Genomic DNA, 18825 nt, shown 5'->3' with positions numbered 1-18825 from the left:
TGGCAGCCGAGCAGCCGATCAGCCGAGCAGCCCGGTCGATCGGGCAGCCGGTCGGTCGAGGAACCGGGTAACCGCGGCTGTACGGGACAATGGAACGCATGCCCTCCGCACTCCCCGACGGCGAGCCCGTCCCCGCCGACGGTGCCCTGCCCGCGTCCGCGCTCGCCGGGGCCGCCGACCGCCCCCTCGGTTTCTACCTGCACGTCCCGTACTGCGCGACCCGCTGCGGCTACTGCGACTTCAACACCTACACCGCGACCGAGCTGCGCGGCACCGGCGGCGTCCTCGCCTCCCGCGACAACTACGCCGACACGCTCGTCGACGAGGTCCGCCTGGCCCGCAAGGTGCTCGGCGACGACCCCCGCGAGGTCCGCACGGTCTTCGTCGGCGGCGGTACGCCCACCCTGCTGGCCGCCGGGGACCTGGTGCGGATGCTGCGCGCGGTCCGCGACGAGTTCGGCCTGGCGCCGGACGCGGAGATCACGACGGAGGCCAACCCCGAGTCGGTCGACCCGGCGTACCTCGCGGCGCTGCGCGAGGGCGGCTTCAACCGGATCTCCTTCGGCATGCAGAGCGCCAAGCAGCACGTCCTGAAGATCCTGGACCGCACCCACACCCCCGGCCGCCCCGAGGCCTGCGTCGCCGAGGCCCGCGCGGCCGGCTTCGACCACGTCAACCTCGACCTGATCTACGGCACCCCCGGCGAGTCCGACGACGACTGGCGGGCCTCGCTGGACGCCGCGCTCGGCGCCGGACCCGACCACGTCTCGGCGTACGCCCTGATCGTCGAGGAGGGCACCCAGCTGGCCCGGCGCATCCGGCGCGGCGAGGTCCCGATGACCGACGACGACGTGCACGCCGACCGGTACCTGATCGCTGAGGAGACCCTGTCGGCGGCGGGCTACGAGTGGTACGAGGTGTCGAACTGGGCCACCTCCGACGCGGGGCGCTGCCTGCACAACGAGCTGTACTGGCGGGGCGCCGACTGGTGGGGCGCGGGACCGGGCGCGCACTCCCACGTGAGGGGCGTGCGGTGGTGGAACGTGAAGCACCCGGGGGCGTACGCGGGGGCGCTGGCGGCGGGGAAGTCCCCGGGTGCCGGTCGCGAGATCCTCACGGACGAGGACCGGCGCGTGGAGCGCGTCCTGCTGGAGCTGCGGCTGCGGGAGGGCGTCCCGCTGGCGCTGCTGCGGGAGGCGGGGCTCGCGGCATCGCGGCGGGCGCTGTCGGAGGGGCTGCTCCAGCAAGGGCCGTACGAGGCGGGGAGCGCGGTGCTGACGCTGCGCGGGCGGTTGCTGGCGGACGCGGTGGTGCGGGACCTGGTGGACTGACCGGGTTGTTCCCGCCCCCGCCGCCCCTTCCCGTCCCGACCCGGGGGCGCCGCCCCCGGACCCCCGCTCCTCAAACGCCGGAGGGGCTGGATTCCGCTCACGCCGTCACGAAGTCGATCAGCTCCTCCACCCTCCCCAACAGCTCCGGCTCCAGGTCCTTGTACGAGCCCACCCGCGCCAGGATCGCCTGCCACACCGCCCCGGTGTTGTCGGACGGCCACCCGAGCGCCCGGCACACCCCGGTCTTCCAGTCCTGGCCGTGGGGGACGCGGGGCCAGGCATCGATCCCCACCGACGACGGCTTCACCGCCTCCCAGATGTCGATGTACGGGTGCCCCACGACCAGCGCGTGCTCGCTCGTCACCGCCTCCGCGATCCGCCACTCCTTCGAACCCGGCACCAGGTGGTCCACCAGGACGCCCAGCCGTGCGTCCGGGCCCGGGCCGAAGTCCGCGACGATCGACGGCAGGTCGTCCACGCCGCCCAGGTACTCCACGACCACGCCCTCGATGCGCAGGTCGTCGCCCCAGACCTTCTCGACCAGCTCGGCGTCGTGCCGCCCCTCGACGTAGATGCGTCCGGCGCGCGCCACCCGTGCGCGTGCGCCGGGGACGGCGACCGAACCGGACGCCGTACGGGAGGGGCGCGCCGGACCGGAGGAGGACGGCCGCACCAGCGTCACCGCGCGGCCCTCCAGCAGGAAGCCGCGCGGTTCCAGTGGGAAGACCCGGTGCTTGCCGAAGCGGTCCTCCAGGGTCACCGTGCCCGCCTCGCAGCCGATCACGGCGCCGCAGAACCCGGTGCCGGGCTCCTCGACCACCAGGCCGGGATCGGCCGGTACCTCGGGAACGGGCTGCGGCTTCTTCCACGGAGGGGTCAGGTCGGCGGAGTACTGGCGCATTCTGCCGACGATACGAGGAACACCCGCACCGTGATCAACGCGACACGCCGAACCGGGCGGCCAGCGCGTCCCGTTGGGCCCGGACGAACGCCGCGTCCACCACCGCTCCGTGACCGGGGACGTACAGTGCGTCGTCGCCGCCCAGGGCCAGTAGCCGGTCCAGGGCGGCCGGCCAGCGCGCCGGTACGGCGTCGGGGCCCGCCTGCGGCTCGCCGGACTCCTCGACCAGGTCGCCGCAGAAGACGACCGCCGGGGCGCCCGGCACCAGCGCCAGCACCGCGAGATCGTGGCCGGTGTGTCCCGGGCCCACGTCGGCCAGCAGCACCCGCCGGTCCTCGCCCAGGCCGAGTACGCGCTCGCCGCGGACCTCGTGCCGGACGGGGACGAGCGCGTCGGCCGCCTCCGCCGCCCGCCGTGCGTCCAGGCCCTCCGCCACCGCGTCCGCGCGCAGTGCCCGACGCCCCTGTCCGCCGGGCGCGAACAACGCGTGGGTGCCCACCGCGCCGTACACCTCCGCGTCCGGGAAGGCCGCGGCGCCGAAGACGTGGTCGAAGTGCGGGTGGGTGAGCGCGAGATGTGTCACACGGCGGCCGGCCAGCCGCCGCGCCGCCCCGTGCAACCGGGCGCCCTCGTCCAGGCTCGACCCCGCGTCCACCATCAGCGCCGCGTCCGCGCCGAGCACCAGCCCCGCCGTGCAGTCCCACCCCGGCAGCCGGCACCGCCCCACCCCGTCCGCCAGCCGCTCCCAGCCCAGCTCTTCCCAAGTCACCGTCACGGCGACGACGCTAACGGCTTGGTCCCGGCCTTGCCGGGGGCGTACCCCACGGCCGTACACTGGGCCGGGGAAGTCTGGCACTCGCGAGCCATGAGTGCCAGGACAGACAGGCCGGAAACGGGCGGACGGACAGCTGGAGGTGCGCGCCGATGCTCAGTGAACGCAGGCTGAAGGTGCTGCGCGCCATCGTCCAGGACTACGTCGGCACCGAGGAACCGGTCGGTTCCAAGGCCCTCACCGAGCGGCACAACCTCGGCGTCTCCCCGGCCACCGTGCGCAATGACATGGCGGCCCTGGAGGACGAGGGGTTCATCGCCCAGCCGCACACCAGCGCCGGGCGCATCCCGACCGACAAGGGCTACCGGCTCTTCGTCGACAAGCTGGCCGGCGTCAAGCCGATGACCGCGCCCGAGCGGCGTGCCATCCAGAACTTCCTGGAGGGCGCCGTCGACCTCGACGACGTGGTGGCCCGCACGGTGCGGCTGCTCGCGCAGCTCACCCGGCAGGTCGCCGTGGTGCAGTACCCGTCGCTGACCCGTTCGACGGTGCGGCACGTGGAGCTGCTCTCGCTCGCGCCCGCCCGGCTGATGCTGGTGCTCATCACGGACACCGGCCGGGTGGAGCAGCGGATGGTCGACTGCCCGGCGCCGTTCGGCGAGGCGTCGCTGGCCGACCTGCGGGCGCGGCTCAACAGCCGGGTCGCGGGGCGCCGTTTCACGGATGTGCCGTCTCTGGTGGAAGATCTGTCGGAGGCCTTCGAGGCCGAGGATCGCGGTACGGTCTCCACCGTGCTCTCCACTCTCCTGGAGACGCTGGTCGAGGAGAACGAGGAGCGGCTGATGATCGGCGGCACCGCCAATCTGACCCGCTTCGGGCACGACTTCCCCTTGGTGATCCGGCCGGTGCTGGAGGCACTGGAGGAGCAGGTCGTGCTCCTCAAGCTGCTCGGCGAGGCGAAGGATCCGGGCGTGACCGTACGGATCGGTCATGAGAACGCCCACGAGGGACTCAACTCAACGTCCGTCGTGTCGGTCGGCTACGGTTCGGGCGGCGAGGCGGTTGCCAAGCTCGGCGTGGTCGGACCGACCCGCATGGACTACCCGGGAACGATGGGAGCGGTACGCGCAGTGGCACGGTACGTCGGACAGATCCTGGCGGAGTCGTAGGTGGCCACGGACTACTACGCCGTACTCGGCGTGCGCCGCGACGCTTCCCAGGACGAGATCAAGAAGGCGTTCCGGAGGCTCGCCCGCGAGCTGCACCCGGACGTCAACCCCGATCCGAAGACCCAGGAGCGGTTCAAGGAGATCAACGCCGCCTACGAGGTGCTGTCGGACCCGCAGAAGAAGCAGGTCTACGACCTCGGCGGCGACCCCCTCTCGCAGGCCGCCGGCGGCGGCGCGGGCGGCTTCGGCGCGGGTGGCTTCGGGAACTTCTCGGACATCATGGACGCGTTCTTCGGTACGGCGTCGCAGCGCGGGCCGCGCTCGCGCACCCGCCGGGGCCAGGACGCGATGATCCGCATCGAGGTGGAGCTGGACGAGGCCGCGTTCGGCACGACCAAGGACATCCAGGTCGACACCGCGGTCGTCTGCAACACCTGCAACGGCGAGGGCGCGGCGCCGGGCACGTCGGCCCAGACGTGTGACATGTGCCGCGGCCGCGGTGAGGTCTCGCAGGTCACCCGGTCCTTCCTGGGCCAGGTCATGACCTCGCGTCCGTGCCCGCAGTGCCAGGGCTTCGGCACCGTGGTCCCGACCCCGTGCCCGGAGTGCGCGGGCGACGGCCGGGTCCGCTCCCGGCGCACCCTGACCGTGAAGATCCCGGCCGGTGTCGACAACGGCACCCGGATCCAGCTCGCGGGCGAGGGCGAGGTCGGCCCCGGCGGCGGTCCCGCCGGTGACCTGTACGTCGAGATCCACGAGCTGCCGCACTCGACCTTCCAGCGCCGCGGCGACGACCTGCACTGCACGGTCACCATCCCGATGACCGCGGCGGCCCTCGGTACGAAGGTGCCGCTGGAGACCCTCGACGGCATGGAGGAGGTCGACATCCGCCCGGGCACCCAGTCCGGCCAGTCGATCCCGAAGCACGGCCGGGGCGTCACCCACCTGCGCGGCGGCGGCCGCGGCGACCTCATCGTCCACGTCGAGGTCACCACCCCGAGCAAGCTCGACCCCGAACAGGAACGCCTCCTGCGCGAGCTGGCCCAGCTCCGCGGCGAAGAACGCCCGACCGGGCAGTTCCAGCCGGGGCAGCAGGGGCTGTTCTCGCGGTTGAAGGACGCGTTCAACGGGCGCTGAGGCGTGGTTCGGCGGGCGGTGGTCGACTGTGCCGGTGTGGGCGGCAGCCGGGTGGCGGCCGGGGGTCCGGGGGTTGCCCCCGGGCAGGCACAGTCAGCCGGGGCAGCAGGGGCTGTTCTCGCGGTTGAAGGACGCGTTCAACGGCCGGTAGAGGGCCCTCCGGGGATGCGGATGCTCCTGGCGTATGCCGACGGAAGCCCGGATTCGGACTTGTGTGGAGGACGTGACAACATGCCGTCATGTCCTCCGCACTGACCGATCTCTTCCCCTACCCGATCGTGCAGGCGCCCATGGCGGGCGGCGTCTCCGTGCCACGGCTCGCGGCCGCGGTGTCCGAGGCGGGCGGGCTGGGCTTCCTGGCCGCGGGGTACAAGACCGCGGACGGGATGTACCAGGAGATCAAACAGCTGCGGGGACTGACGAGCCGCCCGTTCGGCGTCAACCTCTTCCTCCCGCAGCCGGAGACGGCCGACCCCGCCGCCGTCGACGTCTACGCCCATCAGCTGGCCGGCGAGGCCGCCTGGTACGAGACGGAGCTGGGCGACCGCGACTGCGGCCGGGACGACGGCTACGACACCAAGCTCGCCGTGCTGCTGGACAACCCCGTACCGGTGGTGTCCTTCCACTTCGGCGTGCCGAGCCGTGAGGTCGTCGACTCCCTGCACCGCGTGGGCACCTTCGCCCTGGTCGGCGCGACCACCGCGGACGAGGCCCGGGCCGTCGAGCAGTCCGGCGCCGACGCGGTGATCGCCCAGGGTGTCGAGGCGGGCGGCCATCAGGGCACCCACCGGGACAACCCGGAGACCGGCGGCGCCGGCACCGGCCTGCTGTCGCTGGTCGCCCAGGTCCGGGAGGCGGTGAGCCTGCCGATCCTCGCCGCCGGCGGCATCATGCGCGGCAGCCAGATCGCCGCGGTCCTCGCGGCCGGCGCGAGCGCCGCCCAGCTCGGCACCGCCTTCCTCGCCACCGCGGAGTCCGGCGCGCACGACCTGCACAAGCAGGCGCTGACCAACCCGCTGTACGTCCGCACCGAACTCACCCGGGCCTTCTCCGGCCGCCCCGCCCGCGCCCTGGTCAACCGCTTCCTGCGCGAGCACGGCCCCTACGCCCCCGCCGCCTACCCAGAGGTGCACCACCTCACCGCGCCGGTGCGCAAGGCGGCGGCGAAGGCGGGCGACGCGCAGGGCATGGCACTCTGGGCGGGGCAGGGCCACCGGATGGCCCGGGAACTGCCCGCCGGACAGCTGGTGGAGGTGCTGGTGGCCGAACTCGCCGCCGCCGGGACAGCGTTGTCGGGGTTGTCGGGCTACGCGACGGGAGGCGGCGCACGATGACGGCACCGGTGTTCGTGGCCGACTCCCTGCGGCCCCAGGACCTGACCGCGGGCGAGTACGTCCTCGACGGCCCGGAGGGGCGGCACGCCGTCTCCGTGAAGCGGCTGCGGGCGGGCGAGGATGTCGTCCTCACCGACGGGAGCGGCCGCTGGGCCGAGGGCGTCGTGAAGGCCGCCGAGGGCAAGGACCGCCTGGTCGTCACCGTCGTGGACGGCGTGCGCGAGGAGCCCGCCGAGCAGCCCCGCATCACCGTCGTCCAGGCCCTGCCCAAGGGCGACCGCGGTGAGCTGGCCGTCGAGACGATGACCGAGGTCGGGGTCGACGCGATCGTGCCCTGGGCGGCGTCCCGGTGCATCACGCAGTGGAAGGGCGAGCGCGGTCTGAAGGCGCTCGGCAAGTGGCGGGCCACGGCCCGCGAGGCGGGCAAGCAGTCCCGCCGGGTCCGCTTCCCCGAGGTCGCGGACGCGGCGACGAGCAAGCAGGTTGCCGCACTTCTGGCCGAGGCCGACTTCGCCGCCGTACTCCACGAGAGCGGCGAGGAACCCCTGTCCGCCGTCGAACTCCCCGCCACCGGCCGCATCGTGCTCGTCGTCGGCCCCGAAGGGGGCGTGTCCCCCGAGGAGTTGGACCTGTTCGCCGAGGCCGGTGCGGGGCCCTACCGGCTGGGCCGCAGCGTCCTGCGCACCTCCACCGCGGGCACCGCCGCGACCGCCGTGCTCCTGGCCCGCACCGGCCGCTGGTCCTGACCCGCCCGGTCAGCCGTCGACGGCGGCGACCACCGCCGGGAACAGGTCCCAGCCGTCCAGTTCCACCGGCCCGTCCCCGCGCCCGGGCAGCAGCCCGCGCCGCCCGGCCTCCTCGACCAGCGCCCGTACGACACCGGGTTCGCGCAGGTTGAGCAGGTGGCCGTGGCCGTCGCCCACGCAGCCCTCGTACCAGTACCCGCCCTCCGTGGTCCACCTCCCCGAGCCGGGCGCGCCCGCGAGGAACACGAACCGCACCCGCACGCCGTCGCGGTACAGCGTCAGCGCGTCCCGCCAGACCCCGTCGCGCCCGCGTTTCTGCCGGTGGCTCCACAGCCAGGTGGTGCGTTCGTCCACGACGAGCCTGCGCTGCCTGCGGTCGTTGCCCATGGCGCCCACGGTAGTGAGGAGTGGCCGTATGCGCCCTACCGTCGGTCCCGGTGCGGTGGCAGGCTGCCCTCCATGGGGGCTTTGAGACGGATTCGGCGCATGGCTCCGGTGGTCGTCGGCTCGGCCGTCGTCGTCGGCGGGCTCGTCGCGTGCGAACCGGGCGGGCTCAGTTCCGCGTCGGTGGCGTACACGACCGACCAGACCGTGACCCGTGAACTGGAGCGGCAGAAGGCGGAGGTGCGCTGGCTCACCTGCACCGCCTCCTTCGGCGACCAGGGCACCACCGCGTCGGCGACCGAGAACGCCGTCGCCTCCGTCCACTGCGAGGGCAGGACGGACGCCGGCCAGGACATCACCGTCGACGGCAAGGTGACCCGGGTCGTCAAGGGCGCCTGCGTGCGCGGGAACCTGACCGCGAAGGTGGACGGCAAGGAGTGGTTCCGGGTCAAGGGGCTGGGCGACTGCGACGCCACCAGTGCCCCGCCCGCGAACCGGTCCTCCCCGAACGGGCCCGGGCCCACCGTGACCGTCACCCGGACCATCTGGTGCCCGGACGACCCGCACTGCCGGCCGGTGGAGGGCAAGTAGCCCACCACCGGCGGGTCATGGGTGCCCGGCGGCCGGGAAGTGATCCAAACCTCTGTCGGCGGGCGGCGCCCCTGCATAGGGTATGGGGGTGACTCAGCCCGCAGCGCCTGCCTACCTCCGCTTTCCGCACCCGCACGGCGAGTTGGTCGCCTTCACCGCCGAGGACGACGTGTGGCTCGCCCCGCTCGACGGCGGCCGGGCCTGGCGGGTCAGCGCCGACAACGTGCCGGTGAACCACCCGCGGATCTCGCCCGACGGCACCACGGTCGCCTGGACCTCCACCCGTGACGGCGCCCCCGAGGTGCACGTCGCGCCCGTCGACGGCGGCCCCGCCCGGCGCCTCACCCACTGGGGCAGCATCAGGACCCAGGTCCGCGGCTGGACCGCCGACGGCCGCGTCCTCGCCCTCAGCACCTACGGCCAGGCCAGCCTGCGCCGCAGCTGGGCCCGCGCCGTCCCGCTCGACGGCGGACCGGCGGCCACCCTGCCCTACGGGCCCGTCGGGGACGTCGCCCAGGGCCCGCACACCGTGCTGCTGTCCGCGCCGATGGGCCGCGAGGCCGCCTGGTGGAAGCGCTACCGGGGCGGCACGGCGGGCAAGCTGTGGATCGACCGCGAGGACGACGGCGAGTTCGTCCGTCTGCACGCCGACCTCGACGGCAACATCGAGTACCCCTTCTGGGTCGGCGACCGGATCGCCTTCCTCTCCGACCACGAGGGCACCGGCGCCCTGTACTCCTCCCTCGCCGACGGCTCCGACCTGCGTCGGCACACCCCCGGTGGGGGAGGCTTCTACGCCCGGCACGCCGCCACCGACGGCACCCGCGTCGTCTACGCGTCCGCCGGTGAACTGTGGACCCTGGACGACCTCGACGGCGCCGAGCCGCGCCGCCTGGACATCCGGCTCGGCGGTGCCCGCGTCGACCTCCAGCCGTACCCGGTCAACGCCGCCCGCTGGTTCGGCTCCGCGTCCCCCGACCACACCGCGCGCGGCAGCGCCGTCGCCGTACGCGGCGGCGTGCACTGGGTCACCCACCGCTCCGGACCGGCGCGCGCGCTCGCGGCCACCCCCGGTGTCCGCACCCGGCTGCCGCGTACCTTCCGCGCCGACGGCGAGGAGTGGGTGGTGTGGGTGACGGACGCCGAGGGCGACGACGCCCTGGAGTTCGCGCCCGCCACCGGCCTCGCCCCCGGCGCCACCGCACGGCGCCTGGCCGCCGGACGGCTCGGCCGGGTGCTGAGCCTCGCCGTGGCCCCCGACGGCAGCCGCGTCGCCGTCGCCTCGCACGACGGGCGGGTCCTGCTCGTCGAGCGCGAGAGCGGCGAGGTCCGCGAGGTCGACCGCAGCGAGGACGGCGACGCGTCCGGGCTGGTCTTCTCGCCGGACTCGGCCTGGCTCGCCTGGTCCCACCCCGGCCCCGACCCGCTGCGCCAGCTCAAACTCGCCAACACCACCGACCTGTCGGTGAGCGAGGCGACCCCGCTGCGCTTCAAGGACTACTCGCCCGCCTTCACCCTGGACGGCAAGCACCTCGCCTTCCTCTCCACCCGCTCCTTCGACCCGGTCTACGACGAGCACGTCTTCGACCTGGCCTTCGTCGAGGGCGCCCGGCCCTACCTGATCACCCTCGCGGCGACCACGCCCTCGCCCTTCGGCCCGCAGCGCCACGGCCGCCCCTTCGAGACCCCGGACCGCGAGGAGACCCCCGACAGCGAGGGCACCCCCACCACCCGGATCGACATCGAGGGCCTCGCCGACCGCATCGTGCCCTTCCCGGTGGAGGCCGCCCGCTACTCCCGGCTGCGCGCCGCCAAGGACGGCGTCCTGTGGCTGCGCCACCCGCTCACCGGTGTCCTCGGCGCCTCCCGCGCCACCCCGGACGACCCCGACCCGCACACCGAGCTGGAGCGGTACGACCTCGCCCAGCAGCGCGTCGAGCACCTCGGCGGCGACGCCGACCACTACGAGGTCAGCGGCGACGGCAAGCGGGTGCTGCTGTGGACCGACGGACGGCTCAAGGTCGTGCCCAGCGACCGGCGGGCCTCCGGCGACGAGGACAGCGACACCAACGTCACCGTCGACCTGGGCCGGGTCCGCCAGAGAGTCGAACCGGCCGCGGAGTGGCGGCAGATGTTCGACGAGACCGGCCGCATCATGCGGGACCACTTCTGGCGGGCCGACATGAACGGCGTCGACTGGGACGGCGTGCTCGACCGCTACCGGCCCGTCCTGGACCGCGTCGCCACCCACGACGACCTGGTCGACCTCCTGTGGGAGGTGCACGGTGAACTCGGCACCTCGCACGCCTACGTCACCCCCCGCGGCGGTCACGGCTCCGGCGCCCGGCAGGGCCTGCTCGGCGCCGACCTCTCCCGCCACGAGGACGGCACCTGGCGCATCGACCGGGTCCTGCCCTCGGAGACCTCCGACCCCGACGCCCGTTCCCCGCTCGCCGCGCCCGGGGTCGCCGTGCGCGCCGGGGACGCGATCGTCGCGGTCGCCGGGCAGGCCGTGGACCCGGTCACCGGTCCTGGACCCCTGCTCGTCGGCACGGCGGGCAAGCCGGTCGAGCTGACCGTCTCCCCGGCCGGCGGCGGCGAGGTGCGGCACGCCGTCGTCGTCCCGCTCGCCGACGAGGAGCCGCTGCGCTACCACGCCTGGGTCGCCGACCGGCGCGCCTACGTCCACGAGAAGTCCGGCGGGCGGCTGGGCTACCTGCACGTCCCCGACATGCAGGCGCCCGGCTGGGCCCAGATCCACCGCGACCTGCGCGTCGAGGTGGCCAGGGAGGGCCTGGTCGTCGACGTCCGGGAGAACCGCGGCGGGCACACCTCCCAGCTGGTGGTGGAGAAGCTGGCCCGGCGCATCGTCGGCTGGGACCTGCCGCGCGGCATGCGGCCGACCAGCTACCCGCAGGACGCGCCCCGCGGGCCGGTCGTCGCCGTCGCCAACGAGTTCTCCGGCTCGGACGGGGACATCGTCAACGCGGCGATCAAGGCACTGGGGATCGGGCCGGTCGTCGGCGTGCGCACCTGGGGCGGCGTCATCGGCATCGACAGCCGCTACCGGCTGGTCGACGGCACGCTGATCACCCAGCCGAAGTACGCGTTCTGGCTGGAGGGTTACGGGTGGGGCGTGGAGAACCACGGCGTCGATCCGGACGTGGAGGTCCCGCAGCGTCCGCAGGACTACGCGGCGGGCCGCGACCCCCAGCTGGACGAGGCGATCGCGCTCGCGCTGGCGGCATTGGAGGAGACTCCGGCGAAGACGCCGCCCACGTTGCCTTGACCGCGGGCAGTCGTGCCTCCCCCAGTGCCTGAACGGCCTGGGAGGCACCCGGCGGCACGACTGCCCGCGGCTGCGGCGGCGGATACGATGCCCACAGAAGATCACCGGTGTGAGGAGAGCCAAGTGACTGGCGAGGCACAGGACGACTGCCTGTTCTGCAAGATCGTCGCAGGGCAGATTCCCGCGACGATCGTCCGCGAGACGGACACCACCGTCGCGTTCCGGGACATCAACCCCCAGGCCCCCACCCACGTCCTGGTGATCCCCAAGGCGCACCACAAGGACGCCGCCGCGCTCGCCGCCGAAGCCCCGCAGCTCGCCGCCGACGTCCTGCGCGAGACCCAGGCCGTCGCCGACGACGAGAAGCTGGACAGCTACCGCACCGTCTTCAACACCGGCAGCGGCGCCGGACAGACCGTCTGGCACGCGCACGCCCACGTGCTCGGCGGCCGCGGCCTCGAATGGCCCCCCGGATAGTCGGGCGCAGCCCCCGTGTCCGTACGTGAACTCGTCGTCCTCGGCACCGCCAGCCAGGTCCCGACCCGGCACCGCAACCACAACGGCTACCTGCTCCGCTGGGACGGCGAGGGCATCCTGTTCGACCCCGGCGAGGGCACCCAGCGCCAGATGCTGCGCGCCGGGGTCGCCGCCCACGACCTGAACCGGATCTGCGTCACGCACTTCCACGGCGACCACAGCCTGGGCCTCGCCGGGGTGATCCAGCGCATCAACCTGGACCAGGTGCCGCACGAGATCACCGCCCACTACCCGCGCTCCGGGCAGCGTTTCTTCGAGCGCCTGCGCTACGCCACCGCCTACCGCGAGACCGTCGCCCTCACCGAGTCCCCGGTCGCCGCCGACGGCCCCCTTGCGGTCACCCCCGCCTACACCCTGGACGCCCGCAGGCTGTCGCACCCCGTCGAGTCGTACGGCTACCGGCTCACCGAGCCCGACGGCCGCCGCATGCTGCCCGACCGCCTCGCCGCGCACGGCATCAAGGGCCCCGACGTCGGCCGCATCCAGCGCGAGGGCTCGCTGAACGGCGTCGCGCTCGACGAGGTCAGCGAGGTCCGGCCCGGCCAGCGGTTCGCGTTCGTCATGGACACCCGGCTGTGCGCGGGCGTGCACGCGCTCGCCGAGGGCTCGGACCTGCTGGTGATCGAGTCCACCTTCCTCGACGAGGACGAGACCCTCGCCACCGACCACGGCCACCTCACCGCCGGTCAGGCCGCGCGCGTGGCCCGGGACGCGGGCGTACGGCACCTGGTCCTCACCCACTTCAGCCAGCGCTACTCCGCACCCGAGGAGTTCGAGCGGCAGGCACGCGCGGCCGGTTACGAGGGCGAGCTGACCGTGGCCCGCGACCTCACCCGCGTACCGGTTCCGAAACGTCGGTGAAGCCGCCGTACGATGCTCTGATGCCCCTGCCCAAAGCTGAACTGCACCTGCACATCGAAGGCACCCTGGAACCCGAGCTGGCCTTCGCGCTGGCCGCCCGCAACGGCGTGTCCCTGCCGTACGCGGATGAGGACGCGCTGCGCGAGGCGTACCGCTTCGAGGACCTCCAGTCGTTCCTGAACCTGTACTACGAACTGATGGCCGTGCTGCGCACCGAGCGGGACTTCGAGGACCTGGCCAACGCCTACCTCGCCCGCGCCGCCGCCCAGGGCGTCCGGCACGCCGAGATCTTCTTCGACCCGCAGGCCCACCTCGCCCGGGGCGTGGAGATGGACACGGTCGTGGAGGGGCTGTGGCGGGCGCTGGGCGCCGGCCGCGAGAACCACGGGGTCTCCACCCGCCTGATCCTCTGCTTCCTGCGCGACGAGTCCGCCGAGTCGGCCCTCGCGACGCTGGACGCCGCCAAGCCGTACCTCGACCGCATCACCGGCGTCGGCCTGGACTCGGCCGAGGTCGGCCACCCGCCCGTGAAGTTCCGCGAGGTGTACGAGGCCGCCGCCGCCCTCGGGCTGCGCCGGGTCGCGCACGCGGGCGAGGAGGGGCCGCCCGCGTACGTCGTCGAGGCCCTCGACGTCCTCGGCGTCGAGCGGATCGACCACGGGCTGCGTTCCGTGGAGGATCCGGCGCTGGTCGAGCGGCTGGTGCGCGAGCGCGTCCCGCTCACCCTGTGCCCGCTGTCCAACGTGCGGCTGCGCACCGTCGACACCCTCGCCGACCATCCGCTGCCCGCGATGCTCGACGCCGGGCTGATGTGCACGGTCAACTCCGACGACCCGGCCTACTTCGGCGGCTACGCGGACGACAACTTCGACGCCGTGCGCCAGGCCCTCGGTCTCACCGAGGAGCGGCTGCGGGAGCTGGCCCGCAACTCCTTCCTCGCCTCCTTCCTGGAGGACGAGGAGGAACTGCGGGCGCGGTACCTCGCGGAAGTCGAGGCGTACGACTTCCCGACGGCGTAGGACTCAGCCCGTCCCGGACCCCGGTGTGGCCGCCGCCTGCCGGGGTCCCGCCGTGTCGTAGGCGCCCCGGACGGCCACCGCGGGGGCGGCCACGTCGATCTCCACGACCGGCTGCTCCACGGCACCGACCTCGGGCACCGCACCGCTCGGTGTACCCGTGGCGGCGGCCACCAGCGCGGCCGGGGTGCCGCCGCGGCGGCGGATCGCGCCGGACAGCAGCGGCCGGCCCGCGGTGTGCAGCGCGACGGCGGTCATCGGCGCGGCGACCAGCAGCAGACCGGCGGCCAGCACCAGCCCCATGCCCGGGTAACCGGCCCGCGCCGACAGGACACTGCCGGCCAGCGGCCCGGCCGCCGTGCCCAGCGAGGACGCCGAACCGACCAGCACCGCCCACCGGCCGCGCGGGTCGAGCGAGGCGGCGAGGCCGATCAGGTACGACAGCACGACCGGGTAGACGGTGTTCCAGGCGATCTCCCCGGTCGCGAAGGTCGCCGGGGTCGTCGCCGACGCGCTGACCGCGATGCAGCCCGCGATGAGCACCGTGCCGGCGCCGACCGGCATGGCCCGCCCCAGCCGCGGCCCGAGGGCGCCGGCGACCAGTACCCCGACCAGCCCCGCGCCCAGCGCGACGGCGAAGACCAGCCCCAGGGCGGCGTCGCCCAGGCCGGCCTGGGTCAGCCCGATCCGGCCGCTGACACCCCACAGGGAGTTCTGCGCGAGGGACCAGCACAGCACCGTGGCGGCCAGGACCAGCCCCGAACGGCGGTGCGGGAGCGGGGCGGTGGTGTCGGTGCCGGGCGTGGCGGGGGAGGCGGCCTCCGCGCCCGGCAGGCGGCCGGTCAGCGGCCACACCGCCAGCGCGGTCAGGGCGATCGCGGCCAGCGGCAGTCCGTGCGCCCGGCCCAGGTGGGGCACCGTCAGGTACACCGCGCCGGCCAGCGCGGACACGCTCAGCAGGCCCATCGTGGAGGCGCGGTGGGGATCCTTCTCGGCGGCGATCCGGGTCGCGGCGACCGTGGTGGCCGTCCCCGAGCCGAAACCGCCCACGACCGCGCCGACGACGACGGCCGGGACGGCGGTGGTGAGCGCGGCGGCGCCGTAACCGAGGACGGCCAGCGCGAGGCCGAAGCGGGCCAGCGTCCGGGCACCGGCCCGCTGCACCCGGGAGGCCAGCAGGAAGCCGGCGGTCGCCGAACTCAGCAGCAGAGCGCTGCCGACCGCGCCCGCCTGGGTGGCGGAGAGCGCGAGGCCGGTGTCGAGTCTGCCGACGGTGGTGGGCAGCAGGTACGGAGGCAGGTACCCGGCCGTGAAAAGGGCGACGAGGGGCCAGGGGGTGGTGCGGGGGGCGAGCACGGGCGTTCCCAGGGCATGCGGAAGGGACGGTGGGGAGGGAGGGGGCGACGACCGTCGACTGACAGGAACGCGCGGGCAATTTGTATCAAGCGCGGGGACGCCCGAAACAGGCGAGGGGGTGGGATCTGGGTCACATAGCCGTTTGGGGGTTTCGAGGCTGGGTAGCAGCGAGCGCTAACGCCAGTGAACCGAGCCGCCTCCGGCCGGAATCGTCGCCTCCAGTTTGGCCCTGATCTCCCGCATCACCGCCACGATCCGCGCCTCGTGATCCGGCGTAAGCCGGGCCACCGGCACCGAGCAGCTGATCGCGTCCAGCGCCGGGACCTCATAGCGCAGCGCGAAGCCGAAGCCGACGATGCCGGGCACGCCCTCCTCGCGGTCGACGGAGTAGCCGCGCTCCCTGGTCCGGGCGAGGTCGGCCGCCAGGGCCTCCCTGCTGGTGTGGGTGTGGGCGGTGAAGACCTCGTACGGTCCCTCGGGCAGTTCCGCGTCCGGCCGCTCGGCCAGCAGCGCCTTGCCCAGCGCGCCCACGTGGGCGGGCAGCCGGCGCCCCACCCTGCTGATCGTGCGCAGGTATTCGTGCGACTCCCGGGTCGCCAGGTACGCCACGTCGCGCCCGTCCAGCCGCCCCAGGTGGATGGTCTCGCCCAGCGCCTCGGACGCCTCGTCGAGGTACGGCCGCACCGCCCGCACCCGGGGGTCGGAGTCCAGGTAGCTGGTGCCGGTGAGCAGGGCGTGGATGCCGATGCCGTAGAGGGAGCCGGTGACGTCGGTGCGGACCCAGCCGCGCGAGATCAGCGTCTGGAGCAGCGCGTACATCGAGCTGCGCGGCACGCCCAGCCCGTCCGCCAGCTCCTGGAGCCGGGCCGGGCGGTCGCCGCGGGCGGCCAGCACCTCCAGCAGTTCCACCGTGCGTGCCGCGGACTTCACCTCGCGGACGCCGCCCGCCGCGCCACCTGCCGCCGCGCCACCAGTCTCCGACATGCGCCGATCGTAATCCGATGCCCCGGACCCATTGACGCTCCCGGGGCACCTCTCTACTCTCCATCTTCATACGTGGATGACATCTACATACGGAGACAAGGGACGGTTGAGATGACGAGCGTGGGCACGAGCGTGGGCACCGACACCGGCGCCGCCCGGGCGGCCGTGGTCCGACGGCTGCGCGAGGGGATGGCCCGGAGCGTGCTGTCCTTCCCGCTGACCAGCTTCCGCGACGACGGTTCGCTCGACCCCGACGGCCACCGCGCCTACGTCGCCGAACGGCTCGCCACCGACCCTGGCGCCGTCTTCCCCGCCTGCGGCACCGGCGAGTTCTTCTCCCTCGACGAGGACGAGTACCGCCAGGTCGTCACCCTCACCGTCGAGGAGAGCGCGGGCCGGGTACCGGTCGTCGCCGGGACCGGCTACGGCTGGGCGCAGGCCCTGCGGTTCGCCCGCATCGCGGAGGAGGCCGGGGCCGACGCCCTCCTCGTCATGCCGCACTACCTCACCGCCGCCCCGCAGGACGGCCTGGTCGCCCAGGTGGAGCGGATCGCCGCCGGCACCCGGCTCCCGCTCATCGCCTACCAGCGCGGCCAGGTCGCCTACACCTCCGAGTCCGTCCGGCGCCTCGCCCGCCTCCCCGGCGTGATCGGCCTCAAGGACGGCCACAGCGACCTCGACCGCCTCCAGCGCTCGGTCCTCGCCGCCCCCGAGGACTTCCTCTTCTTCAACGGCGCCGCCACCGCCGAGGTCCAGGCCCGCGCCTACGCCGCCGTCGGAGTCCCCGCCTACTCCTCCGCCGTGCACGCCTTCGCGCCCGAGATCGCGAACGCCTTCCTCGCCGCCCTGCACGGCGGCGACACCGGCACGGTCGACAAGCTGCTGCGCGACTTCTACGTCCCGCTCGTCGAACTGCGCGACCGCGTCCCCGGATACGCCGTGTCCCTCGTGAAGGCGGCCGCCCGGCTGCGCGGGTGCCCCGTCGGCCCGGTCCGCGCCCCCCTCACCGACCCGTCGCCCGCCGACCTCGCCGAACTGAAGACCCTGCTCACCACCGGACTCGACCTCGTAGGAGCCGCCCTGTGACCCGCGACCTCACCATCACGGCCGTCCACCTGACGCCAATCCTGGTCGCCGACCCGCCCCTGCTCAACACCCAGGGCGTGCACCAGCCGTACACCCCCCGCCTGATCGTCGAGGTGGAGACCGCCGACGGCGTCACCGGCGTCGGCGAGACCTACGGCGACGCCAAGTACCTGGAGCTGGCCCGCCCGTTCGCCGACAAGCTGGTCGGCCGTCAGGTCTCGGACCTCAACGGACTGTTCACCCTCGCCGACGAGGTCGCCGTCGACTCCTCCCGGGTCTCCGGGCAGGTCGACGTCGGCGGGCTGCGCGGCGTCCAGACCGCCGACAAGCTGCGCCTGTCCGTCGTCTCCGGGTTCGAGGTCGCCTGCCTCGACGCCCTCGGCAAGGCGCTCGGACTGCCCGTGCACGCCCTGCTCGGCGGCAAGGTCCGCGACGCCGTGGAGTACAGCGCGTACCTCTTCTACAAGTGGGCCGGCCACCCCGAGGGCGTGGCCTGCGAGAAGGACGACTGGGGCGCCGCCCTCGACCCGGCCGGAGTCGTCGCCCAGGCCCGCGCCTTCACCGAGCGGTACGGCTTCACCTCCTTCAAGCTCAAGGGCGGCGTCTTCCCGCCCGCGGAGGAGATCGCCGCGATCAGGGCGCTCGCCGAGGCGTTCCCCGGACACCCCCTGCGCCTGGACCCCAACGGCGCCTGGTCCGTGGAGACCTCCCTCCAGGTCGCGGCGGAACTCGGGGACGTCCTGGAGTACCTGGAGGACCCCGCGCTCGGCACCCCGGCGATGGCCGAGGTCGCCGCGAAGACCGGGGTGCCGCTCGCGACCAACATGTGCGTGACGACGTTCGCCGAGATCCAGGAGGCGTTCACCCGGGGCGCCGTGCAGGTCGTGCTCTCCGACCACCACTACTGGGGCGGACTGCGCAACACCCAGCAACTGGCCGCCGTCTGCCGCACCTTCGGCGTCGGCGTCTCCATGCACTCCAACACCCACCTGGGCATCAGCCTCGCCGCCATGACCCACGTGGCGGCCACCGTGCCGAACCTCCACCACGCCTGCGACTCCCACTACCCCTGGCAGTCCGAGGACGTGCTGACGCGGCGGCTCACCTTCGACGGCGGCAAGGTCGCCGTCTCCGACGCCCCCGGCCTCGGCGTCGAACTCGACCGCGAGCGCCTGGCGTTCCTGCACCGGCGCTGGCTCGACGACGACGGCACGCTCCGCGACCGCGACGACGCGGCGGCGATGCGGGTCGCCGACCCGGGGTGGGTCACTCCGTCCGTCCCCCGTTGGTGTACAGTCCGCCGTCCGCAAGATCTTCCGCCGCGTGGTCCC

16 protein-coding genes and 1 pseudogene are annotated in these 18825 nt (G+C 73.9%); 12 read left to right on the top strand and 5 right to left on the bottom strand.

Translation table 11 applies throughout. The features are described 5' to 3' along the window. Positions 1-98: 98 nt before the first annotated feature. Positions 99-1331, top strand: coding sequence for a radical SAM family heme chaperone HemW (gene hemW, locus BZZ08_RS16485; RefSeq protein WP_104633011.1), 1233 nt, complete (start codon positions 99-101; stop codon positions 1329-1331). 97 nt (positions 1332-1428) lie between these two features. Here hemW and BZZ08_RS16480 read toward each other — a convergent pair whose 3' ends face one another. Both BZZ08_RS16480 and BZZ08_RS16475 read right to left on the bottom strand, forming a co-directional pair. Beyond that, positions 1429-2232: a DUF3097 domain-containing protein gene (locus BZZ08_RS16480; protein ID WP_104632982.1), complete on the bottom strand. Its 804-nt coding sequence runs from the start codon at positions 2230-2232 to the stop codon at positions 1429-1431. A 34-nt stretch (positions 2233-2266) separates the two neighbouring features. Then, on the bottom strand, positions 2267-3007 hold the full coding sequence (locus tag BZZ08_RS16475; RefSeq protein ID WP_104632981.1) for an MBL fold metallo-hydrolase: 741 nt from the start codon (positions 3005-3007) through the stop codon (positions 2267-2269). Between the two features lie 149 nt (positions 3008-3156). Between BZZ08_RS16475 and hrcA the strand changes: the two genes are divergently transcribed. The 4 genes from hrcA (at position 3157) to BZZ08_RS16455 (ending at position 7390) form a co-directional block, all read left to right on the top strand. Next, positions 3157-4173, top strand: coding sequence for a heat-inducible transcriptional repressor HrcA (gene hrcA, locus BZZ08_RS16470; protein ID WP_104632980.1), 1017 nt, complete (start codon positions 3157-3159; stop codon positions 4171-4173). Next, positions 4174-5310 carry a molecular chaperone DnaJ gene (gene dnaJ / locus BZZ08_RS16465; protein ID WP_104632979.1) on the top strand — a complete coding sequence of 379 codons (1137 nt, stop codon included), beginning with the start codon at positions 4174-4176 and terminating at the stop codon, positions 5308-5310. It abuts the gene before it with no gap. Between the two features lie 239 nt (positions 5311-5549). Then, positions 5550-6644, top strand: a complete 1095-nt coding sequence (locus BZZ08_RS16460) for a nitronate monooxygenase (protein ID WP_104632978.1) — start codon at positions 5550-5552, stop codon at positions 6642-6644. Further along, positions 6641-7390: a 16S rRNA (uracil(1498)-N(3))-methyltransferase gene (locus tag BZZ08_RS16455; protein WP_104632977.1), complete on the top strand. Its 750-nt coding sequence runs from the start codon at positions 6641-6643 to the stop codon at positions 7388-7390. The genes BZZ08_RS16460 and BZZ08_RS16455 overlap by 4 nt, the downstream gene beginning before the upstream one ends. A gap of 9 nt (positions 7391-7399) precedes the next feature. On the opposite strand, the gene BZZ08_RS16450 is transcribed toward BZZ08_RS16455, so the two are convergent. Then, positions 7400-7777, bottom strand: coding sequence for a hypothetical protein (locus tag BZZ08_RS16450; protein WP_198601518.1), 378 nt, complete (start codon positions 7775-7777; stop codon positions 7400-7402). A 99-nt stretch (positions 7778-7876) separates the two neighbouring features. On the opposite strand from BZZ08_RS16450, the gene BZZ08_RS16445 reads away from it, so the two are divergent. From BZZ08_RS16445 to BZZ08_RS16425, 5 genes are all read left to right on the top strand, one after another. Next, positions 7877-8365 carry a hypothetical protein gene (locus tag BZZ08_RS16445; RefSeq protein WP_198601517.1) on the top strand — a complete coding sequence of 163 codons (489 nt, stop codon included), beginning with the start codon at positions 7877-7879 and terminating at the stop codon, positions 8363-8365. A gap of 82 nt (positions 8366-8447) precedes the next feature. Continuing rightward, complete coding sequence (locus BZZ08_RS16440; RefSeq protein WP_104632975.1) at positions 8448-11654, top strand: S41 family peptidase; 3207 nt, start codon at positions 8448-8450, stop codon at positions 11652-11654. A 123-nt stretch (positions 11655-11777) separates the two neighbouring features. After that, on the top strand, positions 11778-12131 hold the full coding sequence (locus BZZ08_RS16435) for a histidine triad nucleotide-binding protein (RefSeq protein WP_104632974.1): 354 nt from the start codon (positions 11778-11780) through the stop codon (positions 12129-12131). 15 nt (positions 12132-12146) lie between these two features. Beyond that, entirely contained in the window at positions 12147-13052 is a 906-nt protein-coding gene (locus BZZ08_RS16430) for a ribonuclease Z (RefSeq protein ID WP_104632973.1), read from the top strand. Between the two features lie 20 nt (positions 13053-13072). Further along, the gene (locus BZZ08_RS16425; RefSeq protein WP_198601516.1) at positions 13073-14071 is read left to right on the top strand and encodes an adenosine deaminase; all 999 of its coding nucleotides are present in this window, start codon (positions 13073-13075) and stop codon (positions 14069-14071) included. 3 nt (positions 14072-14074) lie between these two features. Here the strand turns inward: BZZ08_RS16425 and BZZ08_RS16420 are convergent, their stop codons facing one another. Beyond that, positions 14075-15424, bottom strand: coding sequence for an MFS transporter (locus BZZ08_RS16420; protein WP_104632971.1), 1350 nt, complete (start codon positions 15422-15424; stop codon positions 14075-14077). Positions 15425-15598: 174 nt separating this feature from the next. Further along, positions 15599-16408, bottom strand: a complete 810-nt coding sequence (locus tag BZZ08_RS16415; protein ID WP_104632970.1) for an IclR family transcriptional regulator — start codon at positions 16406-16408, stop codon at positions 15599-15601. A 111-nt stretch (positions 16409-16519) separates the two neighbouring features. Between BZZ08_RS16415 and BZZ08_RS16410 the strand changes: the two genes are divergently transcribed. Then, on the top strand, positions 16520-17494 hold the full coding sequence (locus BZZ08_RS16410; protein WP_104632969.1) for a 5-dehydro-4-deoxyglucarate dehydratase: 975 nt from the start codon (positions 16520-16522) through the stop codon (positions 17492-17494). After that, positions 17491-18783 (top strand): annotated as a pseudogene (locus BZZ08_RS16405) (glucarate dehydratase family protein); the annotation flags it as partial. The gene BZZ08_RS16410 and the pseudogene BZZ08_RS16405, both read left to right, overlap by 4 nt. Between the last annotated feature and the right edge of the window lie 42 nt (positions 18784-18825).

Source organism: Streptomyces sp. MH60 (assembly GCF_002939385.1).
Classification (GTDB): domain Bacteria; phylum Actinomycetota; class Actinomycetes; order Streptomycetales; family Streptomycetaceae; genus Streptomyces.
This window is presented reverse-complemented; position numbering and strand designations above follow the sequence as displayed.